The sequence below is a fragment of the Sagittula sp. MA-2 genome (assembly GCF_030126985.1).
Taxonomy (GTDB): Bacteria; Pseudomonadota; Alphaproteobacteria; order Rhodobacterales; family Rhodobacteraceae; genus Sagittula.
The window spans coordinates 3,464,169-3,487,569 of sequence record NZ_CP126145.1 but is presented as its reverse complement, the minus strand read 5'-3'; the positions used below and the strand labels follow the sequence as shown (position 1 = coordinate 3,487,569).

General features: G+C 64.3%; 28 protein-coding genes, 1 tRNA gene and 1 pseudogene. 18 read left to right on the top strand and 12 right to left on the bottom strand.

What is annotated here, in order from left to right; all coding sequences use genetic code 11:
* Positions 1-57: 57 nt before the first annotated feature.
* From QNI11_RS17040 to QNI11_RS17030, 3 genes are read left to right on the top strand one after another with little or no spacing between them, the layout of a single operon-like run.
* Complete coding sequence (locus QNI11_RS17040; RefSeq protein WP_100929463.1) at positions 58-648, top strand: RNA polymerase sigma factor; 591 nt, start codon at positions 58-60, stop codon at positions 646-648.
* Positions 641-1,006, top strand: a complete 366-nt coding sequence (locus QNI11_RS17035) for a hypothetical protein (protein WP_283981045.1) — start codon at positions 641-643, stop codon at positions 1,004-1,006. Before QNI11_RS17040 ends, QNI11_RS17035 begins: the two co-directional genes overlap by 8 nt.
* 5 nt (positions 1,007-1,011) lie before the next feature.
* Positions 1,012-1,539 (top strand): periplasmic heavy metal sensor, encoded by a 528-nt coding sequence (locus QNI11_RS17030; protein WP_283981044.1) that lies wholly within the window; start codon positions 1,012-1,014, stop codon positions 1,537-1,539.
* Between the two features lie 91 nt (positions 1,540-1,630).
* Here the strand turns inward: QNI11_RS17030 and QNI11_RS17025 are convergent, their stop codons facing one another.
* Positions 1,631-3,154 carry a diguanylate cyclase gene (locus tag QNI11_RS17025; RefSeq protein ID WP_283981043.1) on the bottom strand — a complete coding sequence of 508 codons (1,524 nt, stop codon included), beginning with the start codon at positions 3,152-3,154 and terminating at the stop codon, positions 1,631-1,633.
* A gap of 115 nt (positions 3,155-3,269) precedes the next feature.
* Between QNI11_RS17025 and QNI11_RS17020 the strand changes: the two genes are divergently transcribed.
* The 13 genes and pseudogenes from QNI11_RS17020 (at position 3,270) to QNI11_RS16960 (ending at position 12,619) form a co-directional block, all read left to right on the top strand.
* Positions 3,270-3,554: a DUF3572 domain-containing protein gene (locus QNI11_RS17020; RefSeq protein ID WP_100930981.1), complete on the top strand. Its 285-nt coding sequence runs from the start codon at positions 3,270-3,272 to the stop codon at positions 3,552-3,554.
* Positions 3,551-4,252: an HAD family hydrolase gene (locus QNI11_RS17015; RefSeq protein ID WP_283983526.1), complete on the top strand. Its 702-nt coding sequence runs from the start codon at positions 3,551-3,553 to the stop codon at positions 4,250-4,252. The genes QNI11_RS17020 and QNI11_RS17015 overlap by 4 nt, the downstream gene beginning before the upstream one ends.
* A 118-nt stretch (positions 4,253-4,370) precedes the next feature.
* Positions 4,371-5,930, top strand: coding sequence for a trimethylamine methyltransferase family protein (locus tag QNI11_RS17010; RefSeq protein WP_283981042.1), 1,560 nt, complete (start codon positions 4,371-4,373; stop codon positions 5,928-5,930).
* A 245-nt stretch (positions 5,931-6,175) separates the two neighbouring features.
* The gene (locus tag QNI11_RS17005) at positions 6,176-6,778 is read left to right on the top strand and encodes a heme NO-binding domain-containing protein (RefSeq protein WP_283981041.1); all 603 of its coding nucleotides are present in this window, start codon (positions 6,176-6,178) and stop codon (positions 6,776-6,778) included.
* Positions 6,775-7,773: a GGDEF domain-containing protein gene (locus QNI11_RS17000; protein WP_283981040.1), complete on the top strand. Its 999-nt coding sequence runs from the start codon at positions 6,775-6,777 to the stop codon at positions 7,771-7,773. The genes QNI11_RS17005 and QNI11_RS17000 overlap by 4 nt, the downstream gene beginning before the upstream one ends.
* A gap of 60 nt (positions 7,774-7,833) precedes the next feature.
* Positions 7,834-7,908, top strand: a tRNA-Gln gene (locus QNI11_RS16995).
* A 343-nt stretch (positions 7,909-8,251) separates the two neighbouring features.
* The gene (locus tag QNI11_RS16990) at positions 8,252-8,656 is read left to right on the top strand and encodes a metallophosphoesterase (RefSeq protein ID WP_283981039.1); all 405 of its coding nucleotides are present in this window, start codon (positions 8,252-8,254) and stop codon (positions 8,654-8,656) included.
* A gap of 258 nt (positions 8,657-8,914) precedes the next feature.
* On the top strand, positions 8,915-9,094 hold the full coding sequence (locus QNI11_RS16985; RefSeq protein ID WP_283981038.1) for an AAA family ATPase: 180 nt from the start codon (positions 8,915-8,917) through the stop codon (positions 9,092-9,094).
* Between the two features lie 146 nt (positions 9,095-9,240).
* Positions 9,241-9,408: pseudogene (locus QNI11_RS16980) on the top strand (transposase); the annotation flags it as partial.
* 35 nt (positions 9,409-9,443) lie between these two features.
* Positions 9,444-9,923 (top strand): TRAP transporter substrate-binding protein DctP, encoded by a 480-nt coding sequence (gene dctP / locus QNI11_RS16975; RefSeq protein WP_283981037.1) that lies wholly within the window; start codon positions 9,444-9,446, stop codon positions 9,921-9,923.
* Positions 9,924-10,003: 80 nt separating this feature from the next.
* Entirely contained in the window at positions 10,004-10,495 is a 492-nt protein-coding gene (locus QNI11_RS16970) for a TRAP transporter small permease (protein ID WP_283981036.1), read from the top strand.
* A gap of 3 nt (positions 10,496-10,498) precedes the next feature.
* Positions 10,499-11,776 (top strand): TRAP transporter large permease, encoded by a 1,278-nt coding sequence (locus QNI11_RS16965; RefSeq protein ID WP_283981035.1) that lies wholly within the window; start codon positions 10,499-10,501, stop codon positions 11,774-11,776.
* A gap of 42 nt (positions 11,777-11,818) precedes the next feature.
* Positions 11,819-12,619, top strand: coding sequence for an alpha/beta fold hydrolase (locus QNI11_RS16960; RefSeq protein ID WP_283981034.1), 801 nt, complete (start codon positions 11,819-11,821; stop codon positions 12,617-12,619).
* Between the two features lie 577 nt (positions 12,620-13,196).
* Here the strand turns inward: QNI11_RS16960 and QNI11_RS16955 are convergent.
* The 9 genes from QNI11_RS16955 to QNI11_RS16915 all read right to left on the bottom strand — a co-directional run bounded on the left by QNI11_RS16955 (position 13,197) and on the right by QNI11_RS16915 (position 20,584).
* Positions 13,197-14,216, bottom strand: coding sequence for an ABC transporter ATP-binding protein (locus tag QNI11_RS16955; protein WP_283981033.1), 1,020 nt, complete (start codon positions 14,214-14,216; stop codon positions 13,197-13,199).
* Positions 14,216-15,001 (bottom strand): ABC transporter permease, encoded by a 786-nt coding sequence (locus QNI11_RS16950; protein ID WP_283981032.1) that lies wholly within the window; start codon positions 14,999-15,001, stop codon positions 14,216-14,218. The genes QNI11_RS16955 and QNI11_RS16950 overlap by 1 nt, the downstream gene beginning before the upstream one ends.
* A complete protein-coding gene (locus tag QNI11_RS16945; protein ID WP_283981031.1) occupies positions 14,998-15,861 on the bottom strand; it encodes an ABC transporter permease in 864 nt (287 codons plus the stop codon). Before QNI11_RS16945 ends, QNI11_RS16950 begins: the two co-directional genes overlap by 4 nt.
* A 75-nt stretch (positions 15,862-15,936) precedes the next feature.
* Positions 15,937-16,968 carry a PotD/PotF family extracellular solute-binding protein gene (locus QNI11_RS16940; protein ID WP_283981030.1) on the bottom strand — a complete coding sequence of 344 codons (1,032 nt, stop codon included), beginning with the start codon at positions 16,966-16,968 and terminating at the stop codon, positions 15,937-15,939.
* 2 nt (positions 16,969-16,970) lie between these two features.
* The gene (locus QNI11_RS16935) at positions 16,971-17,903 is read right to left on the bottom strand and encodes a PfkB family carbohydrate kinase (RefSeq protein WP_283981029.1); all 933 of its coding nucleotides are present in this window, start codon (positions 17,901-17,903) and stop codon (positions 16,971-16,973) included.
* Positions 17,904-17,914: 11 nt separating this feature from the next.
* A complete protein-coding gene (locus tag QNI11_RS16930; RefSeq protein WP_283981028.1) occupies positions 17,915-18,895 on the bottom strand; it encodes an ADP-ribosylglycohydrolase family protein in 981 nt (326 codons plus the stop codon).
* A 12-nt stretch (positions 18,896-18,907) separates the two neighbouring features.
* Positions 18,908-19,624: a GntR family transcriptional regulator gene (locus tag QNI11_RS16925; RefSeq protein ID WP_283981027.1), complete on the bottom strand. Its 717-nt coding sequence runs from the start codon at positions 19,622-19,624 to the stop codon at positions 18,908-18,910.
* Between the two features lie 200 nt (positions 19,625-19,824).
* The gene (locus tag QNI11_RS16920; protein ID WP_283981026.1) at positions 19,825-20,022 is read right to left on the bottom strand and encodes a hypothetical protein; all 198 of its coding nucleotides are present in this window, start codon (positions 20,020-20,022) and stop codon (positions 19,825-19,827) included.
* Between the two features lie 217 nt (positions 20,023-20,239).
* Positions 20,240-20,584 carry a darcynin family protein gene (locus tag QNI11_RS16915; protein ID WP_283981025.1) on the bottom strand — a complete coding sequence of 115 codons (345 nt, stop codon included), beginning with the start codon at positions 20,582-20,584 and terminating at the stop codon, positions 20,240-20,242.
* An 87-nt stretch (positions 20,585-20,671) separates the two neighbouring features.
* On the opposite strand from QNI11_RS16915, the gene QNI11_RS16910 reads away from it, so the two are divergent.
* Entirely contained in the window at positions 20,672-21,265 is a 594-nt protein-coding gene (locus QNI11_RS16910) for a TetR/AcrR family transcriptional regulator (RefSeq protein ID WP_283981024.1), read from the top strand.
* Between the two features lie 38 nt (positions 21,266-21,303).
* Here QNI11_RS16910 and QNI11_RS16905 read toward each other — a convergent pair whose 3' ends face one another.
* Positions 21,304-22,443 (bottom strand): NADH:flavin oxidoreductase, encoded by a 1,140-nt coding sequence (locus QNI11_RS16905; RefSeq protein WP_283981023.1) that lies wholly within the window; start codon positions 22,441-22,443, stop codon positions 21,304-21,306.
* Positions 22,444-22,552: 109 nt separating this feature from the next.
* Here QNI11_RS16905 and QNI11_RS16900 point away from each other — a divergent pair, with 109 nt between their 5' ends.
* Entirely contained in the window at positions 22,553-22,903 is a 351-nt protein-coding gene (locus tag QNI11_RS16900) for a helix-turn-helix domain-containing protein (RefSeq protein WP_283981021.1), read from the top strand.
* A 12-nt stretch (positions 22,904-22,915) separates the two neighbouring features.
* Here QNI11_RS16900 and QNI11_RS16895 read toward each other — a convergent pair whose 3' ends face one another.
* Positions 22,916-23,248 carry a DHCW motif cupin fold protein gene (locus QNI11_RS16895; RefSeq protein ID WP_100929481.1) on the bottom strand — a complete coding sequence of 111 codons (333 nt, stop codon included), beginning with the start codon at positions 23,246-23,248 and terminating at the stop codon, positions 22,916-22,918.
* Between the last annotated feature and the right edge of the window lie 153 nt (positions 23,249-23,401).

Here is a 23,401-nt window from a genome sequence, read left to right as displayed (position 1 = left end):
CCGGGGGCATTGCGTGGTGACACGGTTGGGGTTAGCGCAGATGGGTACGGAACCGGGATGCCATATGACGCCATGAGCGACTGTGCCGAGGAGGAGCTTCTCGCGGCCTATGCCGCGGGCGACGCCGCTGCGGCGCGCGCGCTGACGGCGCGTCTGGCGCCCCGTGTGCTGGCCCATGCCTACCGGATGCTGGGCGGCGACCGGGCAGAGGCCGAGGACGTGACGCAGGAGGCGCTTCTGCGCCTGTGGCGCGCCGCGGCCGACTGGCGGTCGGGAGAAGCCAAGGTTTCGACCTGGCTTTACCGGGTGACGGCGAACCTCTGCATCGACCGGATGCGGCGGAAGAGCCGCGCGGGTCCGGCGCTCGACGACATACCGGAGCCCGAGGACGACCGGCCCTCGGCCGTGCAGCACATGCAGCAGGCGGCCCGGGCCGAGGCCCTGCAGGCCGCGCTCGACGAGCTTCCCGAGCGGCAGCGCCAGGCGGTGATCCTGCGGCATATCGAGGGGCTGGGAAATCCCGAGATCGCGCAGATCATGGACATCGGGACACGCGCCGTGGAAAGTCTGACGGCACGGGGAAAACGGACTTTGGAGGCGCTTCTGGCCGGGCGCAGGACAGAACTGGGGTACGACGGCGATGACTGATCCAAGGGACGACACGATGCCGGGGGCCGCGGACGACCTCTCGGTCTTCTTCGAAGCGGCACGGGCCGAAGCGCCGGTGCCCGACGGTGATTTCATGGCACGGCTGACCGCCGATGCGCTGGCCGAAATGCCGGTGCCCGCGGCGCGCGCGCCGTCGCCGGGGTTCTGGATGCAGGTACGCAGCGCGCTGGGCGGCTGGGCCGGGATGACCGGGCTGGCGGCGGCCTGTGCGGCGGGCATCTGGATCGGAGTGAACCCGCCCGCGACGCTGGACGCGTACTGGGGGGACAGGACGAACCTCGGGGAAGTGGGTGTCGACCCGCTTTCGGGGTTCGAACTGGCGATGTTGGAGGGATGAGCGGCATGGCCGGATCGCAAGGCAACCGCGTGCTGCGGATCATGCTTTTCCTGTCGCTGGCGGCCAACCTCGTGGTCGCCGGTGTGGTGGTGGCCTTCCTGTGGAACGGCCCGCCGCCACCGCCGGGACGGCCCGATGGCGGGGACCCGGCGCTGCCCTACACCCGGGCGCTGGACGAGGATCAGCGCGACGAGGTGCGGCAGGCGCTGCGCGACGCCTTCGTGAACGACCGCAAGGAGGCGCGGAGCGTGCGGCGCGACGTGTTCGCCGATTACCGGCAGGCGCTGGAGGTGCTGCGCGCCGAGCCTTACGACCCCGCGGCGCTGGAGGCGCTGATGACCGCGCAGGCGGACCGCAGCGCCGGTTTCCGCAAGCGCGGACAGGAAGTGCTGAGCGCCTATGTCGCGGAGATGAGCCCGGAGGAACGCGGCGCCTATGCCGACCGTCTCGAAGAGACGCTGGCGCGGTTCCAGGAACGGCGCGCGCGGCATTTCGAAGGGCACCGCCGTAATGACGGCCCGCCACAGGACTAGGAACGGGATGCGCGCGCCGGGGGTTTCCGGCGCGTTTTTCTGTCCGGCATTGTCCGAAAGGGTGTTGCCGCTGCGGGCGGTCTGCCTTCGCTCAGAGGTGCGGCAGGCCCCATGGCGGGATCGTCGCCCCGTCGGTGCCGGTGTCCTGGCCGCGCAGCGGTTCGGGGGGCGCGAGCCGCGGGTTCGGCTTCGGCGCGGGCGGCAGGGCCGGGACGACCTTCGGCAACGGCAGCGCGAGGACCGTGTCGGCCATGACCACCGTGTTGCGGCCGCCGTTCTTCGCGGCGTAAAGCGCGGCATCGGCGCTGGAGATCAGGTCTGCCGGGGTCTCTGCGCTGCGCGAGACACCGATGGCCACGCCGATGGACAGCGTGACGGTGATCCGGCGCCCATCTGGCAGGCGGATCGGGTTCTTCGCCATCAGGCTGCACAGCCGTCCGGCGGTCAGGCGGGCCGCCGTGCGGTCGGTGTCGGGCATCGCGACGAGGAATTCCTCCCCACCCCAGCGGGCGATCAGGTCGGCGGCGCGCAGGTTGTCGGTCAGCCGCTGCGCGAGCGTCACCAGCACCGCGTCGCCCGCCGCATGACCGTAGTCGTCGTTCACCTGCTTGAAGTAGTCGAGATCCGCCAGCAGCAGCGCGTAGGGCCTGCGCGAGCGCTCTGCCCGGTCGGCCAGCCGCGAGACGTGGGGCAGGGCGTAGCGCCGGTTGTAGAGCCCGGTCAGCGGGTCGGTGACCGCGGCGCGCAGCCCGTCGCGCATGTTCGCCCTGAGCCTGTCGCCCAGGCGTTTGCGGGCGATCTGCTTTTTCAGCCGGATCGCGAGTTCGTCCACTTCGAGCCCGTCGGACATCAGGTCGCTGGCGCCCATGTCGAGGGCGGAGGCCGCCTCCCTCCGCTGGTCGGGGAGGGCCACGTAGACCAGCGCGGACCGGCGCGTGCTGCGGTTGGACCGCAGTTGCGGCAGGAGCGACAGCACATCGCCTGCGGAATGCTCGGTCTCAAGCAGGACGACCACGTCGGGGTGGCGCGGGTTCTCGCGCATGGCGTTGTCGGGATCGACCAGTTCGATGTGGTCGTCGGAGCGGCGGCGCAGCGCCTCGATCCGGGCGCGCACGGAATCGCCGGGCCGGTCGGCGATGATCCGCACCTGCCCGGGCGTGGTGAAGTCGGCGGCCTGTTCGGCCAGACCCAGCGCGCGGCGGGTGTCGTCACGCAGCTGAAGCTCCGCCTCCGCGTCGCGGGCGCGCAGGAGAGAGCGCAGCCGCGCCAGCATCACGATGTCGTCGATCGGCCGCGACAGCACGTCGTCGGCCCCCGCGGCAAGCGACGCCAGCCGTTCGTCCGCCTGGCCCGCGGGGTGCACGATGATGACCGGGACGGCGGGACCGGGGCGGGAGGCACACCTGTGCCGGATCGCGGCACAAAGCGTGCGCCCCGACATGTCGGGCAGGTCGGAGGCCGCGATGACGACGTCCGGATCGGCCTTGCGCAGCATCGCAAGGGCCGCCTCGCCGGAGGCGGCCTGCACGACCTCGTAATAGGCCGCAGACAGTTTGACGCGCAGTATGATGCGGTTGGTCGGCACCGCATCGACCACCAGGATCCGGCCTGTCATCTGTGTCCAGCTACCTCGTGTCTCGCACCGTGAGTGATGGCGCATGCTTGAACTTCTCGGCCCCTTCAGATTTGGTGAAATTTGGTTAAGAAACCCTTTCAAGGTGGCGTGGGAATTGAGCTTTACGCAGGAAAGTGCCGAGACGGTCAGTTTGCAGGCAATGGCATGGCTGGCAGGCAACGATGAACTATTGCCGGTGTTTCTGGGCGCTTCGGGTGCGTCTGAGGTGGACTTCCGCAATGGCCTGGGCGACCCGGTCTTTCAGGCCGCGGTGCTCGACTTCGTGATGATGGACGACGCCTGGGTCATGGCGTTCTGCGAATCGGCGGGATTGCCCTACACGGTGGTCGCGCAGGCCCGCGCGGCCCTTCCGGGCGGAGGAGAGTGGCATTGGACCTGAGCGTCGACGCCGTCCTGTTCGACAAGGACGGAACGCTTTTCGATTTCTCTGCGACGTGGGACGTCTTTGCGGCGCGGCTGATCGCGCGGCTGTCCGACGGTGACGCGGCGCGCGCGGCGCGGGCCGCCGACGTGCTGCGGTTCGACCTAGAGGCAGGGCGCTTCCTGCCCGACAGCCCCGCCATCGCCGGCACCAACCGCGAGATCGCGACGCTTCTGGCCTGGGTCCTGCCGCAGGACGCGGCAGAGCTGGAACGGATCATCGTCGAGGAAGCGGGCCGCGCGCCGCTGGTGGAGGCGGTGCCGCTGGTGCCGCTTCTGGCAGAGCTGGCGGCGCGGGGCATGATGCTGGGCGTGATGACCAACGACACGGAATCGGTGGCGCGCGCGCATCTGGCGGAGGTCGGCATCCTCGGGCAGTTCGATTTCGTCGCGGGTGCCGACAGCGGCTGGGGGGCCAAGCCCTCGCCCGATCCGCTGCTGGCCTTCGCCGAGCGTGTGGGCGTGGCGCCTGAACGCGTGGCGATGGTCGGCGACAGCACGCACGACCTTCTGGCCGGGCGCGCCGCGGGCATGGTCTGCGTCGGCGTGCTGACCGGCATGGCCGGGCCGGAGGTGCTTGGCCCCCACGCCGAGGCGGTGCTGCCGGACATCGGCCACCTGCCGGGCTGGCTCGACAGGCGCCCCGGCCGCAGGTGATCGCGGCAGGCCGCCCGGCAAAAACGACCACATGAGTCGTCTTTCGGCAGGCAGAGGGCGCGGGTTCGCTGTGTGATGGGGGTGTCGCTGCCCACCGGATCCCAGGGAGAGAGCCATCATGCCGGAAGACTCCGCGCCGAAACGCCGCCGCCACGGAGGCCGGGCCGGGAATTCCCGCCGGGGGGCCGCGACCGTGGCCCAGGGCCCGTGGCGCATCCCGCGCAACGCCGACCGCCCGACCGAACCGCTCAGCCCGGAATCGGTGATCCGCCTGCACAATGCCACCATGCGCATCCTCGAAGAGATCGGGATCGAGTTCCTGCATCCCGACGCGGTGAAGATCCTCGGCGACGCGGGCTGCACGGTCGACGGAGAGAACGTCCGCATGGGCCGCGACATGGTAATGGAGATGGTCGGCAAGGCGCCCGCCACCTTCACCATGACCCCGCGCAACCCGGCGCGCGCCCTGCCCATCGGCGGCGACGCGATCCTCTTCGGCAACGTCTCGTCGCCGCCCAACTACTGGGATCTGGAACTCGGGCGGAAGGTCTCGGGCACGCGGGAACAGTGCCGCAACCTGCTGAAGCTCACGCAGTACTTCAACTGCATCCATTTCGCCGGCGGCTACCCGGTGGAGCCCTGCGACATCCACCCTTCGGTGCGCCACCTCGACGTGCTGCACGACAAGCTGACGCTCTGCGACAAGGTGGTGCACGCCTATTCGCTGGGGGCGGAGCGGGTGGAGGACGTGATGGAGATGGTGCGCATCGCGGGCGGGCTGAGCCATGAGGCATTCGACGCCAGCCCGCGGATGTACACCAACATCAACTCCACCTCGCCGCTGAAGCACGACTACCCGATGATGGACGGCTGGATGCGCATGGCGCGGCGCGGGCAGGGGCTGATCGTGACGCCCTTCACGCTGGCAGGCGCCATGGCGCCGGTGACGATGGCGGGCGCCGTCGCGCAGTCGCTGGCAGAAGGGCTGGCGGCGGTGGTGCTGGCGCAGGTCATCCGGCCCGGCGTGCCCTGCGTGATCGGCACCTTCACCTCCAACGTCGACATGAAAACCGGCGCCCCCGCCTTCGGCACGCCGGAGTACATGCGCGCCACCCAGATGACCGGCCAGATGGCGCGCTACTACGGGCTGCCGATGCGCTCCTCCGGCGTCTGCGCCGCCAACGTGCCCGACGGGCAGGCGATGTGGGAGACGGAGCATTCGCTCTGGGCGGCGGTCCAGTCCGGAACGCACATGGTCTACCACGCGGCGGGCTGGCTCGAAGGCGGGCTGATCGCCTCGCCCGAGAAGTTCGTCATGGACTGCGAGGTGCTGGGCCAGATCCAGCGCTACATGGAGCCGGAGGTCTGGGACTGCTCCGATGAGTCGCTCGCGCTGGAGACCATCCGCGAAGTCGGCCCGAACGGGCACTTCTTCGGGGTGCAGCACACGCAGGATCGCTACGAGACCGCCTTCTACCAGCCGTTCCTGTCGGACTGGAAGAACTACGAGGCCTGGGAGGCCGCGGGCGCCGTCTGGACGGCGGAACGTGCCCACGCGGTCTTCAAGCGCATCATCGACGAGTTCGAGGCCCCCCCGATGGAGGACGCCGTGGCCGAGGAACTGGCCGCCTTCGTCGCGAAACGCAAGGAAGAGGGCGGCGCGCCGACCGATTTCTGACGCCATCCCCGCTGCCCCGGGCCGGCCCGGGAGGGCGGCCCCGGCACCACGGCGCCCCCGGTCTGACCGGCGCGCGCGTCCCGCTCCTTCACCTTGGCTGAAATACCTGTTTCCGCCTCTGCCAGGGTGCACGGATCAGGGGTTTCCGCGGGCCGCCTCCGCCCCGAAACTCGGCACAATTGCAGATGTTATGCGCGTGTTAAGCGTCGTTCCCGCATGGTGCCGCCGAAAGCGGAGCAGCGGTCATGCATGGTCTCATCCTGAGAACATTCCAGGTCTTTGTGCAGGACACCTACGGGCAGTCCGCGTGGGAGGCAATCACCGCCCATGCCCAGTTCGAGGCCGGCGATTTCGAGGCGATGCTGAACTATCCGCCGGAAACCTTCGACGCGATAATCGCCGCCACGGAAACCCGGTTGGGCAAGAGCAGCGACCTCTTCCTTGAGGACGTGGGCACCTACCTCGTCTCCCATCCCAACAGCGAGGGGCTGCGCCGCCTGCTGCGTTTCGGCGGCGTCGACTACATCGAGTTCCTGCATTCCCTCGACGACCTGCCGGACCGGGCGCGGCTGGCGGTGGCCGACCTCGTTCTGCCGGATCTCGAACTGCGCGACATGGGGCAGAACACCTTCCGCCTCGCGGTCGGAGAGGGGCTGCCCGGCTTCGGCTTCGTCATGGTGGGCGTGCTGCGCGCCATGGCCGACGATTACGGCGCGCTTGTGCTCATGGATGCGGAACGCCCGGGCGCAAGCGGGCAGGAGGTGGAGATCACGCTGGTCGAAACCGCCTTCTCCGCAGGCCGCTCCTTCGACCTCGCCGCAGGCGGCACGCAGGGGGGGGCGGCGTGACATCCCTGCCCGAAGAGGTCCTGCACGCGCTCTGCCCTATGCATGCCGTCCTGTCGCCCACGGGGCACATCGTGCAGGCCGGTCCGACGCTGCACAAGCTCAGCCGGCGGCGGCTGGAGAACGCCCGGTTCCTAGAGGTGTTCGAGGTATACCGCCCGCGCGCGGTGACCGACATGGCGGGCCTGCGCGCGGCCCAGGGCCGCAAGCTGCACCTCCGCCTGCGCGACGGTGTGCGCACCGCGCTGAAGGGGCTGGTGGTGGGCACCGCGGACGGCGGCGCGGTGGTCAACCTGTCGTTCGGCATCGCGGTGGTCGACGCGGTGCGCGATTACGCCCTGACCAGCACCGATTTCGCGCCGACCGACCTGGCCATCGAGATGCTGTATCTCGTGGAGGCGAAGTCCGCCGCCATGGACGCCTCGCGCAGCCTCAACACCCGGCTGCAGGGGGCGATGGTCGCGGCGGAGGAGCGCGCCTTCACCGACACGCTGACCGGCCTGCGCAACCGGCGCGCGCTGGACACCGTGCTGGACCGGATCGCGCGGCAGGGGCGGGCCTACGCGCTGATGCACCTCGACCTCGATTTCTTCAAGGCGGTGAACGACACCCACGGCCACGCGGCGGGGGATCACGTCCTGCGCCATGCGGCACGGATCATGCTGGAGGAATCACGCAAGGACGACACGGTGGCGCGGGTCGGCGGCGACGAATTCGTGATCGTCTTCGCCAACCTGACGCGGATGCCGCGCATCGCGGAGATCGCCGGCCGCATGATCGAACGGATCGAACGGCCCATTCCCTGGGGCACGGCGGAATGCCGAATCTCGGCCAGCATCGGGATCGCGATTTCCGAGGGCGAGGGGCTGCAGCCGTCGGACATCATGGACCGCGCGGACACGGCGCTCTACGCCTCCAAGCGCGCGGGCAGGGCGCAGTTCCGCTTCTACGACACGGACATTGCAGGCCCGCCCGCACCGCTTCGGAAGATGGAGTGATTTTTTCGGGAAGAAGGTCTTGATCCTCCCGAACCGGCGCAGTAAGTAGCGCGCCACGGTTGGGGTGTAGCCAAGTGGTAAGGCAACGGTTTTTGGTACCGCGTACCGTAGGTTCGAATCCTACCACCCCAGCCAAATCTTCCTGAATTTGGTATTAGCCCAAGGTTGGAACCTATCCGGTTCATCTTGATGTCTTGCCGGTGCCAGACTGGAACTTGGCAACGATCCGGCAGTCCCATCTTCCAGAATCCTTCCGAACTTACAGATATTTGCGCTCGCATGACCTCGTCTCTAAGCTGAGGCCTGACGAACACAGAAGCGCACAGGTATGGCCAACTGGTATTCGGCCGACCTGCACTTCGGCCACCACCGCATCATCGACTTCTGCAAGCGCCCCTTCGCCTCAACCGCAGAGATGAACGCGGCCCTGATCGCCAGCTTCTAGGCCTGCGTCGCGCACGATGATGACCTCTGGATTTTGGGAGATTTCGCCTTCGGCCGCGCTGATGATACTGCACAGTTCGAGAGCTGGTTTCATAGCCTCCCCGGTCGCAAGCATCTAATTATTGGCAACCACGACGATGAAGCGGTCATCTCTCTCCCATGGTTAAGCACCGAGTACATGGCCGAGATCCAGGACGGCGAACACAGCCTCGTCCTGTGCCATTATCCGATGATCACCTGGAACGGCGCACGCAGAGGCGCCCTGCAGCTGTTCGGCCACGTCCACGACCAGTGGGCAGGCTCGCGAAACAGCATAAATGTCGGCGTCGACCAGTGGGACTTTCGACCGATCCAGATTGAGGAAATGGCAAAGCGGGCAGCCCGTATGCCCGTTAACAAGCATTGGGCGGATGTCGAACATGGAAACGAGCTTCCGTAGAGCAATTGAGCGGGTGGCATCTTAGACTAGCTGGTTGAGCGATCGCATGGTTAGCAAGAGCTCGGGGTTCGATCTCGCAAGGGCAGCTCGCATCCGTGTTGAAAAGCACCAGATAATTCTGCCTTTCTCGTCAGAGGTTTTGCCTCTGCCACGCAGACCGGTGCTGTTTTCCCTACGAAAATCCATGCTGCCTTGATCGCCGCTCCTGGCCTGTCGATCGCTTTGCAGCCCTTCCCCTTTCACCATCGAGGATGGCCCATGAGCGACCATTTCTTCGTCGTGACGGGCGGTCCCGGTGCGGGCAAGACCAGCCTGATCACCGAGCTCTCCCGCCGCGGCTTTCACACAATCCCCGAATCCGGTCGCGCCATCATCCACGAGGAGATGCAGAGCGGCGGAGACGCCCTCCCCTGGGCGGACCGCATAACGGATGCTTGAGCGCGACCTCCGCGCCTACGAGGACGCTCAGGCCCTCTCAGGCCCCGTGATCTTCGACCGCGGCATTCCCGACATCATGGGTGACGTGCTCCCCTGAAAAGTCCGCGGTTTGCAGTTAGCCTGTTCTCCAAACGAGGCGACAGACGATGCGGAAGAGCCGTTTCAGCGAAGAGCAGATCATTGGCATCCTGAAGGAGCACCAAGCCGGAATAGGCGCCAAGGAGCTCTGCCGGAAGCACGGCATTAGCGATGGCACGTTTTACAAATGGCGCTCGAAGTATGGCGGCATGGAAGTGTCCGAGGCCAAACGGTTGGACTGAAGATGCGCGTCCCTGGCGGGGCCGCGACCTTGAGCCGGTACGAGGCGCTCGGTGCCGTGCCGGTTGTCATTTCAATTTCGGATGTCCCGCAGGCCCTGCAGCGTGGCACTGTCGATGGCATCTGGAGCACGCAGGAATCTGTCCGCAGTTCAAAGCTATTCGATAGCGGAATCAAATATGGGTTCGAGGATCGTCAGGCATTCCTGCAGTACGTCCCGATGATTTCGCGCAAGGCATGGGACAGCTATCCGCCCGACCTTCAAGATCTGATCCAAACGACCTGGAATGACCTGGTGTCGGAAGCCCGGAAAAATGCACTCGGGCTGCAGGAAGAGGCGCGCCAGTCAAATGCCGACAATGGCATCGAAACGGTTGATCCCGATCCGGAAGCACTCGCTGAAACGCGGGCCAAACTGATGGCGACGCAACCTGCGCTTATCGAGGAGCTCGGAATTTCGAAAGAGTTCGCCGAATTGGTTGAAGCCGAACTCGCCAAGATCATGAACTGATCTGACGTAAGTCAGCACAGTTTGCGGTCCCGAACAGTGCTTCGGGACCGCACTTGGACTGATCGTTCAGGAGACAACAAGTGAAAATCATTGCAAGTCTCAGCCGGCTGGCCGAATTCGTCGGTGGTGTGCTCGGTTTCTTGCCCTTGCTGCTCGTGTGTTACGAGGTCGTGGGCCGATATTTCGCACCTCGACTCCTCACGGATTGGGGCGCAGAGGTGACAGTCTACCTTGTCATCTGGGGCGTGTTCTTGTCGTTTGGCGAACTCGCGCGGAAAAACGAGCACGTCAGTGCCGACTTTCTTGTAGCCAATCTGAAAGGTGCCTGGCAGGCGAGGTTGGAAGTTTTCCTCTGGATCATCGGCTTCATCTACTCCGCGGTGCTGGTTTTTGCGGGTTGGAAGGTTGTCGGCTTTGCTCTGATGCTGGGAGAGACTGGCGACACATCGCTCCATTTTCCGAAAGCTTACTACTACTTGGCTTTGCCGGTCGGCATGGCAATTCAATGTGTCGTTTACATGGTCTTTCTTGGAAATCGCCTGCGGGCAAAGAACACCTCCGAGGATACTTGAGATATGGAATATCTTGTCGTTACGGCAGTTCTGCTTTTGATGCTTGCTGTCGGTGTCCCGATTTACATCGTGCTGGGTGCAATCTCTGGGGTGCTTCTGCTCCTTGAGGGAATGCCTTTGCTCAGCATCGGCCAAATCTACGTGGACCACCTCAATTCACTTACGCTGCTTGCCATCCCCTTTTTCGTTATGTCGGCAACATTTATGGAACGCGGTGGCATCGCAGCTGCTCTGATAGATTTCGCGAACGTGCTGGTTGGACGCATGACCGGTGGTCTCGCTGTCGCTGGCGTATTGGCGACCACGGTTTTTGCAGCGATATGTGGATCGTCCGTTGCGACGGCTGTGGCATTGGGCGTTATCCTTGTTCCGGCGATGATCGAACAGAAATACGAGCGCCCTTTTGCCGTTGGACTCGTCGGTGCATCCGGCACGATGGGTATTCTCATCCCCCCCAGTCTGGCTTTCATTGTCTATGCCATGATCGCCGAAGAGTCGGTCCCGCGTCTGTTTCTCGCTGGAGTCGTTCCTGGGATAATGCAAGCTGGCCTATTTATTGCCTACGCTGTCTGGTCTGCAAATCGTCGGGGCTATCCCAAGGCGCCTCAGATATCGTCTAAAGAGGCCGGCAGCAGAACACTTAAGGCGCTCCCGGCGCTGCTTATACCAGTGGTCATTCTTGGTGGCATCTATTCGGGGATCGTAACCGTAACCGAAGCCGCCGGTGTTGCGGCGTTCTTGTCGATCGTCGTGAGTGTGATGTTTTACGGCGGGTGCAAGGTGCGGGACATACTACCGCTAATTGGTATGTCAATGCGCCGCACCGCGACAATCATTGCAATCATCATGACGGCGGTTTCATTCGGTCACTGGATGACGTCGTCCGGCGGGCCACAGCAACTCGCTGACGCAATCTCGAATGCCAACCTGAAGCCATGGCAGTTTTTGATAATCATCAACATTTTTTTCCTGATCCTTGGGACATTTCTCGAGGTAATGGCGATCATGTTGATTACACTTCCGATCATCCTTCCGCTGCTTGCGCCGATGGGAAACGACCCTATCCACTTTGCTGTCGTGATGGTGATCAACATGGAGTTGGCGCTGATCACGCCACCTATCGGTCTAAACCTCTTCGTACTGTCGTCCGCGACATCGACGCCCTTGTCCGAAGTCACGAAAGGGGTTCTTCCGTTCATGCTCCTTATGCTGGTGCTCCTGATCCTTGTTACATACATCCCCGCGATTTCCTTGTGGCTGCCGACGCTGGTGTACGGATGATTTCGGAAAAGCTGAGCACGAATCTCACACAACGGACATATCATGAAGAAAATTGACGTACGTGGTTACCGCTTTTCCTATGTGGATGAGGGACACGGGAATGCCGTTGTGTTCGTGCATGGGTCGGCTCTGGATCTAAGGTATTGGAACGATGTCGTCGGCGAACTGTCACGGTCTTTCCGCTGTATCGCGTTGAGCCGGCGACATCATTGGCCAGTTCCGCCGAACGTCGTTCCCTCCACCTATTCTGCGATCGAGCAAACCGAAGATGTTGTATCGTTTCTGGAAGCTCTGCAACTTGGGCAAGTACATCTCGTTGGTCATTCGTACGGGGGGTATCTTTGCGCGCGGATTGCTGCGCAGCGGCCGGATCTTCTGAAGTCGCTCACACTCGTTGAGCCCGGTGGAAAAATCGCGGGTATGGAAACCGCGAGATCACTTGCGGAGTTTCAACAAAAGGCGCTCGAACTGATTGAGAACGGTGATAGCCGGGACGGTGTAGCAGCCTACCTCAATAGTGTCTGTGGCGAGGGAGAATGGCAGAAGAGTCCGGTCGAATTGCAACAAATTTCGCTTGCTAACGTCAACTCCGTTCAACTTCAGATGCAGGATAAGTCACGACCGCCTTTGACGGAGGACTTGTTGGCTCAGATTGAGTGTCCGACCCTAGTTATGGTCGGTACTCGATCCCCATCACCTTTTCCAGAAACGGCAAAACGATGTGCCGAGCTTATTGATGATTGTGAACTGGAAATTGTTCAGGATGCATCTCATCTGATTAACGTCGATAAATTTGACGCGTTTATCGGTATCCTGAAACGGTTCTTTTCAACACGATTTTGACGAGAGCAAAAATAGAAAGCAGCAGTCCGTTGCTTTTGACGTGAGATCCGCTGCTTCTCAATCCTGTTGATTTCGATCCAAGCGACCAGGGCAGTGGAGTGAACTCTTTGGGCGTTCGGTAGCCCAAGGCTGAGTGCAGTGTCCTGGTATTGTGGACCTGCTCGATGAAGATCGGCAATCGTTGGACGACATCGGCGATGACGCTAGCCTCCGCTTCCTCGCTGGTCCGTACGTGCCGATCGAACTGCGTCAGCCAAAGGTGGACGAGGTTTGGGGATATTTGGTGCGTGCGCTTTGCATCCCGCCGACCAATTCCGCCGGCGCGGATGTCTTGGCAAAGCTGAAGTTTGAACGGCATCGAATGCCGACGACAGAGACTTAGTGATGTCATGAGCCTTCTCCAGACAAGGACCTTTCAGCCTATCAGATTCTCAGGCTCTCATAGTCCAGGCCGAGGGGTTCACTCCAAACCCGGGTCATTTCCGGGTGGAAATCATCAAACAGCGGCGCTTCTGTTGGCATGAGGGGACGCGCCTCGATCCACTTGGCAAAGCGCGGGCCTGTGATTTGGGGGGAGTTATGCGGCCTCCTGCGGGACTGCCATGGTATCCGCGATGTCCCAGGAAACCCAGACCTGTGCATCGCCCGGAAGGTCGGGCAGGTCGCGATCCCGGGCAATCAGCTTCCACGGCTGACCCTCGACGGTGACGAGACAGGTCGCCATGGCCCCGGCAAAGACGCGCTGGTCGAGCTTGGCCGGCAGGGCATTGCCGGACGCGGGGCGTTCAACGCTCAGGCGCAACGCCTCGGGACGCACCGCGAAATGGTGACCCGGCGTCGGCCCCGGCAGCGTCACCCGGTCGAAGACGGCCTCCGGCAGCCAGTTTGCCTCGCCGAGGAAGTTGGCGGCGAAGGCGCTGTTGGGGCGATCGTAGACCTCGCGCGGGGCACCGGCCTGCACGATCTGCCCGTCGCGCAGGATGCCGATACGGTCCGACAGGGTGAGCGCCTCTTCCTGGTCGTGTGTGACGAAGATCGTGGTGATGCCGATCTCGCGCTGGATGCGCTTCAGCTCGATCTGCATGTCGGCGCGCAGGGTCTTGTCCAGTGCCGAAAGCGGTTCGTCGAGGAGCAGCACCTTGGGATTGGTCACGATGGCGCGGGCGAGGGCCACGCGCTGGCGTTGGCCCCCCGAGAGCTGGTGCGGCATGCGCCCGCTCTTGTCGCCAAGCTGAACGAGGTCCAGCACCTCGGCGATGCGGCGTTTCTCCTCCGCAGTGTCGACGCGGCGCACCCGCAGGCCGAAGCCCACGTTGTCCGCCACCGTCATGTTCGGAAACAGCGCATAGCTCTGGAACATCATGCCGATGTCGCGTTTCTCGACCGGGACACGCTCGACGTTGCGCTCACCGATACGGATGCTGCCGCTGTCGGGGAAGGAGAACCCGGCGATGGTGCGCAGCAGCGTCGTCTTGCCCGAACCGCTGGGACCCAGCAGGGCGAAGAACCCGCCGTTTTCGAAGGTGATCGACACGTCGTCCAGCGCACGGGCCTTGCCGAAGGTCTTGGTGACATTGCGGATTTCCACGGATGACATCAGCGGCTTCCTCCGAAGCTGGATTTGCGGGTGGCCAGGAACATGATCCCCATCGACACGGTGATGATGATCGTCGAGATGGCGTTGATTTCCGGGGTGAAACCCTTGCGGATCGCGGTGTAGATCAGCACGGGCAGGGTGCTGTCGCCGGGTTCGGCAAGGAAGTAGCTGACCACGAACTGGTCGAAGCTGACCGCGAAGGCAAAGAGCGCCCCCGCCACGATGCCCGGCGCGATCCATGGCAGGGTGACGCGGCGCAGCACGGTCCAGGCGTCGGCCCCCATGGAGCGCGCCGCTTCTTCCAGCGTGACGTCGAAGGAGGCCAGCCGCGCGGTGACGGTGACGATGACGTAGGGCAGCGCCAGGGCGACATGCCCGATCAGCACGGCGGGCGTGCCGCGCCCGATGCCCACTGCGAAGAAGAACACCAGCATGGCGGTGCCCGTGATCAGCCACGGAATGGCGATCGGCGGGAACAGCAGGAGTTGCAGGATGCGCTTGCCGGGGAACTCGTAGCGGAACAGCGCAACAGCGGCCGCGGTGCCCAGTGCCGTGGCGATTGCCATGGTGGCAAAGGCGATGGCGACGGAGCGCAGGCTGGCCGCGATGATCTGCGGGTTGTTGGCCATGTCCGTGTACCAGCGGGTCGAGAATTCGAACGGCAGCTGGTAGAAGGGCGAGGCGTTGAAGCTCATGGCCGCCATCACGAGGATCGGCGCGTAGAGGAAGACGAGGATCAGGACGAGCCAGACGCGGCCCAGAAGCGGAAGGATCGGACGTCTCATGTCTTTGCCTTTCTCATGATCGGGCTGGCCAGACCGAGGATCACCAGCACCACGGCCAGCAGCACGAAGCTGAGCGCGGCGCCGAGCGGCCAGTTGTAGACGGCGACAAACTGGTCCTCGATGACAGTGCCGTAGTAGGTTCCATAGCGACCGCCCAGGATGCGCGGTTCCATGAAGGACCCGACGACCGGGACAAAGACCAGAACCGCACCGGCCAGCAGTCCCGGAAGCGACAGCGGCAGCAGCAGGCGGCGCAGGATGGTCAGCGAGCTGGCCCCCATGGACCGCGCGGCATCGACGATGTCATCGTCAATCGCCTGCAGCGCCAGGTAGGACGTCAGGATCACGTAGGGCAGGTAGCTGTGGACCAGCCCGATCACCACCGCGCTCGGGGTGAACATCAGGTCGAGCCGGATGTCCCACGGCAGGATGGCTTCGATGGTGCGCTCCAGCACGCCATTGCCGCGCAGCACGATGGCCCAGGAGAAGATCCGCACCAGCGAGTTCGACCAGAAGGGGAGGATCACCAGCAGGAACAGCGTTTCGCGGGCGCGGCCCTTGATCGTGCGGGCCAGCACCAGCGCGCAGGGATAGCCGATGAGGATGCAGAAGAAGGTGACGGTGAACCCGAGCTTCAGGGACTTCCACAACAGGGAGGCATAGACGCCGCTCTCACCGAACTTCAGGTAGTTCCCGAGGGTGAAGCCCCAGTCCGGGGCGTCCTGCGGCAGGTCGGTGAGAAAGCTGAAGAACAGCATGGCCGAAAGCGGCAGGAAGACAGCAAGGGTCAGCCAGAGATAGGCAGGGGTGAGCAGCGTGAACAGTCGCCGCCGGTCCTCCGGCGCGAGGGTGTCGGCCATGGGGAGCTCCTTGGAAGGGGCCGCACGGACGCGGCCCCCGGACATTGAATGGAACAGATATGTCTGCCGACAGACTTACTGGGCGGCCTTCAGACCCTGCCAGACCTCGAGATATTTCTCGCGGGTGGCATCGTCGATCGGCGCCTGGAAGTGGACACGGGCGGCAACCTCCGGATCGCCCAGGACCGCCTTGTTGAAGGCGTCGTCGGGCAGCGCTTCGGCGGCCGCGGCATTGGCCGACGCCGGAGCCCCCTCGGCATCCCACTTCACGTAGAATTCCGGGTCGATCATGTAGTCGATGAACTGCAGCGCGGCGTCCTTGTGGGTGGAGGTTTCCGGGATCGACAGGCCGTCGAGCCAGCCCACCGCCCCTTCCTGCGGGATCACGAACTGCACCGGCAGCCCCAGCGAGGCCGAACGGCTGGCCGAGCCGGACCAGTAGGTCGCGGCATCCAGTTCGCCCGCGGCCATGAACTGGTTCCAGTCATTCTCGCTGCTCCAGAAGGTGCGCAGGTTGGGCAGCAGTTCCGCGACCTTGGCGGCGGCCGCGTCGATGTCCTTGATGTCGTTGATATCCTGCCCGGTGGCGAGCGCCCCCAGTTGCAGCGCCTCGACGGCATCGTCGCGGATCGAGACGCGGCCGGCATGGGCCTCGTCCCAAAGCGCGAGGATCGAAGTCGGGGTCTCGTCCCAGGCTTGCGTGTTGATCGCGAAGGAGGTGAGGCCCCAGGTCCACGGCACGCCGTAGGTCTGACCGTCGGCGTTCAGCTTGGGGTCGGCGGCGAAAGCTTCGGGGATGTCTGAGAAATTCTCGATGGCCGCGGTGTCGATGGGCGCTATCAGCCCTTCGGAGATCGCCTGCGGCGTGAAGGCCGCGTTGATCATCACCACGTCATAGGCGCCGGGATTGGTGCGCAGCTTGGTCAGCATCTCCTGCTCGGAGTTGAAGTACTCGTGCACGACGGTGTGGCCAGTTGCCTCGGCGAAGGCGTCCACCGCCCATTTCAGGTCGGTGCCGTAGCCCTGCCAGTTCAGGACGCGGATCTCGTCGGCAAGCGCGGCCGAAGCGGTCATCGCCAGGGCTGTGGTCAGAAAGAGGGTCTTCATTTTCAGGTCTCCAGGTTGAGGGTCGGCCGTTGATCGGCCTTTTCGTCGTTGAGGATGGCCTCGACCGCGCTGCGGTCGGGGGGTGTTGCAGGGCCGCGTTCGAGTGTCGACAGGGCGGCGGCGACATTGGCGTAGCGGGCGGCGCGCAGCGGATCGCCGTGATGGCTCAGTTCCGCGAGAAAGCTGCCGATATGAGTGTCCCCCGCGCCGTTGGTATCGACTGTCGTGACGCGATGCGGAGGGATGGCCTGAACCGTGCCGCCCGTTGCCAGCAGGCACCCTTCGGAGCCCATGCGCACCAGCGCGCCCTGCCGCCCCTGCGCAAGATCGCGGGCCGCCTGTTGCGCATCGCCGCGCCCGGTCAGCACGGCCGCCTCGGAGGCATTGGCACTGATCCAGTCGGCACGGGCCATGGCACGGCTTAGCAGCGACGTGTCGAGAAGGTGCACCACGGGAGAGGGATCGAAGGCCAGCGTGACCGCTGCGGGCAGTGCGGCAATCCAGTCGACCAGCGCCCCCGCCGCCTTTGGGTAATGCAGGGAATAGCCCGACATCAGCGCGTGCGAGACGCCGTCGAGGTCGATTGCGCTGAGGTCATCGGCGCGGATCGTGCCTTCCGCTCCGGGAAAGCTAATGAAGGTCCGCTCGCCGTCCGGCTCCAGCAGCACGGTGCAGCAGCCCTGGTCCTGTGCGATGCGGGCGCAGGCCGTTCCGATCTCGAGGCGCGCCAGTTCCGCTGCCACGCGGTCGGCCATCGGCCCGGTCCCGAGCGATCCCGCGAGAACGACGCGCTGACCCGCCGCCCGTGCCGCCGCCATGGCGTTGAACCCGCCGCCGGGTAGCATGGCAAAGCCGGTGCAATGCGCCTCCTGCCCACGCTGCGGCAGGGCAGAGACGGCATACACGAGGTCGACCACCGGGCCAGTCATCTGCATCAGCGTCCCCATCAGGCGGCGACCCGGCGCAGGGCCAGCAGCGGCTCGGCCAGCCCGTCGAGGTCCGCCGCGTTGGCGGCGCGCAGTTGCGCGATGACGTCCGCGGGCAGGGTCAGCCCGAGCGCGCCCCCCATGGCCCCGGTGATCGCGCCGATGGTGTCGGTGTCGTCGCCGATATTGGCCGCCATGCAGAGCGTTTCGTGCAGCGGCAGGCCCATGCTCAGCAAGCCGAAGGCGCAGGCCACGCTTTCCCGGCTGGCAACCGAGGTGCCGATCCCCGCGACCAGTGCGTCCTCGCCGGTCCGAGCAAGTTCGAAGGCCCGCAGGATACGCCCTGCCATGTCCGGTTCACCCTTGGGGTGACCCGCCAGTTGCCCGGCGCGCGCGGCGTCGACCGCACGGGGCAGGGCGTCCGCAAAGGTCATGCCCGCGATGCCGCAGCTGATCATCATGGCCACGGCGGAGGCGGCCGCGATGGCTTCTCCGGTGTTGTGCGTCACGCGGCAGGTCTGCACGACGCGGGCGACCAGAGGCGGGACCTCGGGCGGGGTGGACAGGCCCACGGGGGCAATGCGCATCGCCGCGCCGTTGGTGGTTCCGTTGAGGCCGGTCTCCTCCGGATGCGTGCCGTTTAGCAGCGCGGCAATAGCGGCCTTCGAAGAAGGGCCAAGCAGGTCCGCCAGCCCCTTGGCGCGGACGTCCGCCTCCCAGTCCAGCAGGTCCTGCGCCCATCCTGCCGCATCGAACCCATCGGGATCGCGCAACAGTCGCTGCGCCAGAAGCAGGGTCTGCTCCGTGTCGTCGGTGATCTGTCCAGCAGCCAGCCCATGCGAGACGGGGTGCCCTTCGAAAGGCGGCACGAATCCGGTGATACGCCCGTAGCGCTGCACGATGGTCTCGCGCGGCAAGGTTTGCGCGGGCATTCCCAGTGCGTCGCCTGCGGCCAGTCCCAGCAGGCAGCCCTGCGCCCGGGTCAATGCGATGTCCGACATCTGAAGTCCTGTTCAAAAAGTCATGTGGAGGCCGAAAAGCTCCGGGTCGAGGAAGCTTTCGACGAATTCGACGGGATGATCGGTCGCATCCCGCGTGAGACGGCGCAGGCGCAGCATCGCGGTGCCGGGCTCGCGCCCCATGATAGCGGCATCCTCGGCTCCGAGCAGCGGCAGGACATTGGCCCATTCCTCGCCCGACGCCGGGAAGAGCCCGCGCGCGGCGAGGGTCTGGCTCAGCGAGCCGCCATCCAGTCCGCATTCGATCAAGGCCGCGAAATCATCGCGCCAAGGCACCCGCGCCCGTTCCAGCGAAAGGCCACGACCCGTCTCTTCGCGGAACCGCAACCGGTCGACGGCCAGCATCGGCCCTTCGAGGCGGACGGGGCAGTCGAGGTCCATCTCGACCCGGGCAATCTTGAGGATGCGGGTTCCCATCCGCAATCCGACGGAAGAGAGAGCCAGCGACCAGCCCGGACCGCTGTCGATCACGTTTCCCGCATAGGTGACAAAGGATCCGATGCCGACCTTGGTCTGGATCAGGCCCTTGTCCGCGAGGATGCCGAGGCTCTTGCGCACCGTTGTCCGAGAGACAGCGAAGCGGTTGACGAGGCTGCTCTCGCTCGAGAGGGCCGAGCCGTCCTGAAGCTGACCGGACCGGATCTCCGCCTCGATGAGGCGGGCGATGCGTTCGGATTTCGACTCGGGCGTCTTGTAGTCTGGCTGGGACATGTTCCCTCCTGTTACTCACAGTGTAAACAGGTAGATACAGGTGTGGCGAGTCTTTTATTGGTGTAAAACTGATATTTCTTCTGGAAAAGAAAAACGCCGGAAAAACGGACGCTGATCTGGAGAGCGTTCAGTATACAGGTTGCAACAGGTCAGAGCGTCTCCAACCATCTTGCAACATCGTCGGCATCGGTGACGTTGGCTTACTTCTCGTGGAGCTTGGCGTCATGGGGTGCCTGCGCCCGGTCGGCACAGCAGTCCGCCGGGACCAGCACGTAGAGCCCCGCCTGCACGCAGCCCGAGGTGGGCGCGCCCCAGACGATCAGCATGTCGGTGTTGACCACGGACAGCAGCGACCCACGGGTGGAGCCGAAGAGGGACGGGGCGGCCTTTTTCTCCATGATCAGCCCTTAGGGCGCAGTTGCGCCAGATCCTGCGCGAGCGTTGTGACAGCGGCCCGCTCTGACAGGTCGCAGCGGATGAAAGGGACCAAGGGGTTCCCAAAGACCGGGCTCATCGCGAGCCATGCCTATGACCGGCTGTCCCCCCGCTGTCAGAAGCCGCACCATTTCCAGCCCGTTCCCCCGGCTGGCTCCGGTCACGACGATGGGATGTAGGTCAGGCATGGTCAACCTCCGCGGCTTCAAACGCCTTCCACCCGTCTTCGATTGCGGGAAGGATCGCGACGAACTCGAAATAGGGCTGAGCGAACAGCGGCGTGTCGCGCAGCCGTTCCATCGCCGTGTTCATTGCGCCAGCGGAGTCCGCGGTCAGCATCCAGATATCGGAACACATGGCGGAGAAGGCTTCGCAGTCGAACTGGCGCAACTTTATGTCCCCGCCCGGGACGGCACCGATGGCAATCTCCCGGCGTCGCGGTCTGGGCAGCGCCAGCCAGGAAGGCAGCGCGCGCACCAGCAGGAAAAGGGTCAGGGGTTTATAGCGGGACTTGGTTTCGGTCATTGATCCGGCCTTTCAGGTTGCAAAAAGTAGGCAAGCACCGGCAGTATCCAAGCAATTGCTCAGTTTCTCTACTCGCATCGGAACCGCATGTCTGTCGCCGCGCCACAGCCCAGAAAATTACCGAAGCAACGCCGCGCGGTCGAAACCTGCGCCGCGATTGTCGAAGCTGCGGCTCGCATTCTGGAAACGCAGGATCCTGACGCGCTGAACACCAACCGGATCGCTGAACGCGCCGGGGTCAGCATCGGGACGCTCTATCAGTACTTTCCCGACAAACAGGCGATCCTTGTCGCGCTCATCCGCCGCGAACGGCAGGCCCTCCTGGCTGAGCTGCGCGCGATCCAGGATAACGGAGAAGAGGCCTTGAAGCAGATGGTGGCCGCCTCCGTCCGTCACCAGTTCGCGCGGCCGAAACTGGCCTCCGCGCTGGAACATATCGAGGTCTCCTTCCCTCTGGGGGAAGAAGCCGACGACATGGCAAGAGAAATCGCTTCGATCTCTTCTGGGTTGTTGGCCCGTCGCTTCGGGCAACTCAACTCGAACGATCTTCTGACCGCCGTTATCATCGGTCGGTCGCTGGTGAACGCTGCCGGCGAAGGTGTCCTGCCAGAAGAAGGACTTCTGGAGCGCGTCACGATGGCTCTGGAGGCGTACCTGTACGCCGTTTCTGGTGGCGGCTGACGCGGGCGCAGACTCAACGCCTGCGCCCCTGCAAGAACTCAAGCCCCGACAGCCATGATGCCGCTGCGTTCGGCCTGCCATTTTGCCTGACCTTCGATGGATACGCCGTGGGAGAACAGGTCGTAGGTAAAAGTCTCCACCGGACGGCCCCTCGCAATCCTGTCGGGAAGGTCGGGATTGTTCATCGCCGCCTTGCCGATGGCCACAAAGTCGGCCTCACCCTTGTTCAGCACATCGCGGGCCAGGTCCGGGTCCTGCAACCCGCCGTTGGCGATGACCGGCAAGCCGGTGATTGCCCGGGCAAAGTGGCAGAGGTTGTCTCCGTCGGGGGTACTGCTGTGATAGGCATACCCCTTTACCTCGCTCGCGAGATGGATGAATCCCGCGCCCGCCTCTGCGACGGCTGCGAAGATCAGCGCCGCATCCGCCAGACCGCCATGCCAGAAATAGTCCGGCTGGGTCGCCTTGGCCTGCGACAGGCGGACCCCGGTCAGGAAATGCCCGCCAGTCGCCGCGCGAATATCGGTGATGATCTCGGCTGTCAGGCGGATCCGATTCTCGACCGAACCGCCATAGGGCGCGTCCCGCAGGTTGGTCTCTGGCGTCAGGAACTGGTCAAGCAGGTAGCCGTTCGCGCAATGCACCTCGACCCCGTCGAACCCGGCCGACTGCGCGCGCACGGCCGCCTGTACAAACCCGGCCTTGATGTCGCGGATGTCCTGTCCACTCAGCGCTCTGGGCGTGCCGTAAGGGCCGCGGTTCGGGCCGTAGCCGTCGAGCATCTTGCCCGTGGGGCGCACGGCCGAAGGTGCATGCGGCACGTCAACCGCCTGGGACACGGCCCCGGCATGGATCAGCTGGAGTATGATCCGGCCCCCGGCGCGATGCACGGCGTCGGTGACCCCCTGCCAGCCCGCTTCCTGCGCGTCGTTGCAGAGACCGGGCTGATTGCCGTAGGCCTGCGCATGGCAAAGGTCGGTATAGGCACCCTCGGCGATGATGAGACCGAAGCCGCCCGTCGCGAAACCGGCGTAGTAGCGTGCCATCGCTTCGGTCGGGATGCCATCATCGGTGGCGCTGGCGCGGGACATGGGCGCGACGACATAGCGGTTCGCGAGTTGCAGATGCTGGAGCGCGCCGGGGCGAAGCGCGGGATGAAGGTTTGGGTGGGTTGTCATGTGCGTGGCCTTCTGTTGCAGACCTCGACAAACTGGCGGGCACATGCAAAAGCCGCAAGAATGCACAATTTTGGCCTATACTATCTAAAATGTAAGTAAGGAACATGCGATGCCGGCCCCCTTCAACAAGGAACAGTTGTTCTGCCCGACGGAAACCGCCTTGGGCATCATCGGCGGAAAGTGGAAGGGGATGATCCTTTGGTGCCTGTCCCGACGCACCATGCGGTTCGGAGAACTGCATCGTGCCATGCCCGACATCACGCAGCGCATGCTGACCAAGCAGTTGCGTGACCTTGAGGCCTTCAGGATCATCGACCGCAAGATCTATCCCGAGGTGCCGCCCAAGGTCGAATACTCGCTGAGTGCGCACGGCCTGGCGCTCAAGCCGATCCTTGATGATCTGGAACTCTGGTCGAGGGACTATCTGGAAACGAATATCAAGCCCGAGGCCGGGCGGTAGAGGTCTCGGCCCTCAGTCGACGATGAAAAGCTTCGCGCCTGTTTCCGATGATGATCGGTGCGGGGAGTCTCCGAAATCGGAAACCTGATAGCTCATCCCGGCGGTCATGGTGGTGCGGCGGCCGTCCTTCAGTTCTGAGACGAGGGAGCCCTCCAGAACCAGAAAAACGTGGCCGCGATCACACCAGTGGTCAGCCAGGTATCCGGGCGAGTATTCGACCATGCGGACCCGCAGGTCGCCTGCTTCAAACGTCCGCCAGGTCGCGATGCCGGTCTCGCCCGGATAGTCGACAGGATCGACTTTTGACCAGTCCGTCACGGAGAAGGGCATTTCAGGCAACTTCATCGGGAACTCCCCAGACAATTGCTTGACCAGATAGCCGGACGGTATCGTCAGACCTTCCGGGTCACAAGATTGAAGGCGTTGCGAACAAAGGCGATTTCGCGCCCGCCTGGCCATCCCGAGCTTGCAGATACTGTGCCGACGCGAATGAAATCT

Excerpts from the sequence above, each read along its gene's own strand:
- QNI11_RS17040 (WP_100929463.1), top strand. The coding sequence starts at position 58 with ATGCCATATGACGCCATGAGCGACTGTGCCGAGGAGGAGCTTCTCGCG.
- QNI11_RS17035 (WP_283981045.1), top strand. The coding sequence starts at position 641 with ATGACTGATCCAAGGGACGACACGATGCCGGGGGCCGCGGACGACCTC.
- QNI11_RS17030 (WP_283981044.1), top strand. The coding sequence starts at position 1,012 with ATGGCCGGATCGCAAGGCAACCGCGTGCTGCGGATCATGCTTTTCCTG.
- QNI11_RS17025 (WP_283981043.1), bottom strand. The coding sequence starts at position 3,154 with ATGACAGGCCGGATCCTGGTGGTCGATGCGGTGCCGACCAACCGCATC.
- QNI11_RS17010 (WP_283981042.1), top strand. The coding sequence starts at position 4,371 with ATGCCGGAAGACTCCGCGCCGAAACGCCGCCGCCACGGAGGCCGGGCC.
- QNI11_RS17005 (WP_283981041.1), top strand. The coding sequence starts at position 6,176 with ATGCATGGTCTCATCCTGAGAACATTCCAGGTCTTTGTGCAGGACACC.
- QNI11_RS16985 (WP_283981038.1), top strand. The coding sequence starts at position 8,915 with ATGAGCGACCATTTCTTCGTCGTGACGGGCGGTCCCGGTGCGGGCAAG.
- QNI11_RS16965 (WP_283981035.1), top strand. The coding sequence starts at position 10,499 with ATGGAATATCTTGTCGTTACGGCAGTTCTGCTTTTGATGCTTGCTGTC.
- QNI11_RS16960 (WP_283981034.1), top strand. The coding sequence starts at position 11,819 with ATGAAGAAAATTGACGTACGTGGTTACCGCTTTTCCTATGTGGATGAG.
- QNI11_RS16955 (WP_283981033.1), bottom strand. The coding sequence starts at position 14,216 with ATGTCATCCGTGGAAATCCGCAATGTCACCAAGACCTTCGGCAAGGCC.
- QNI11_RS16950 (WP_283981032.1), bottom strand. The coding sequence starts at position 15,001 with ATGAGACGTCCGATCCTTCCGCTTCTGGGCCGCGTCTGGCTCGTCCTG.
- QNI11_RS16945 (WP_283981031.1), bottom strand. The coding sequence starts at position 15,861 with ATGGCCGACACCCTCGCGCCGGAGGACCGGCGGCGACTGTTCACGCTG.
- QNI11_RS16940 (WP_283981030.1), bottom strand. The coding sequence starts at position 16,968 with ATGAAGACCCTCTTTCTGACCACAGCCCTGGCGATGACCGCTTCGGCC.
- QNI11_RS16935 (WP_283981029.1), bottom strand. The coding sequence starts at position 17,903 with ATGCAGATGACTGGCCCGGTGGTCGACCTCGTGTATGCCGTCTCTGCC.
- QNI11_RS16930 (WP_283981028.1), bottom strand. The coding sequence starts at position 18,895 with ATGTCGGACATCGCATTGACCCGGGCGCAGGGCTGCCTGCTGGGACTG.
- QNI11_RS16925 (WP_283981027.1), bottom strand. The coding sequence starts at position 19,624 with ATGTCCCAGCCAGACTACAAGACGCCCGAGTCGAAATCCGAACGCATC.
- QNI11_RS16920 (WP_283981026.1), bottom strand. The coding sequence starts at position 20,022 with ATGGAGAAAAAGGCCGCCCCGTCCCTCTTCGGCTCCACCCGTGGGTCG.
- QNI11_RS16915 (WP_283981025.1), bottom strand. The coding sequence starts at position 20,584 with ATGACCGAAACCAAGTCCCGCTATAAACCCCTGACCCTTTTCCTGCTG.
- QNI11_RS16910 (WP_283981024.1), top strand. The coding sequence starts at position 20,672 with ATGTCTGTCGCCGCGCCACAGCCCAGAAAATTACCGAAGCAACGCCGC.
- QNI11_RS16905 (WP_283981023.1), bottom strand. The coding sequence starts at position 22,443 with ATGACAACCCACCCAAACCTTCATCCCGCGCTTCGCCCCGGCGCGCTC.
- QNI11_RS16900 (WP_283981021.1), top strand. The coding sequence starts at position 22,553 with ATGCCGGCCCCCTTCAACAAGGAACAGTTGTTCTGCCCGACGGAAACC.
- QNI11_RS16895 (WP_100929481.1), bottom strand. The coding sequence starts at position 23,248 with ATGAAGTTGCCTGAAATGCCCTTCTCCGTGACGGACTGGTCAAAAGTC.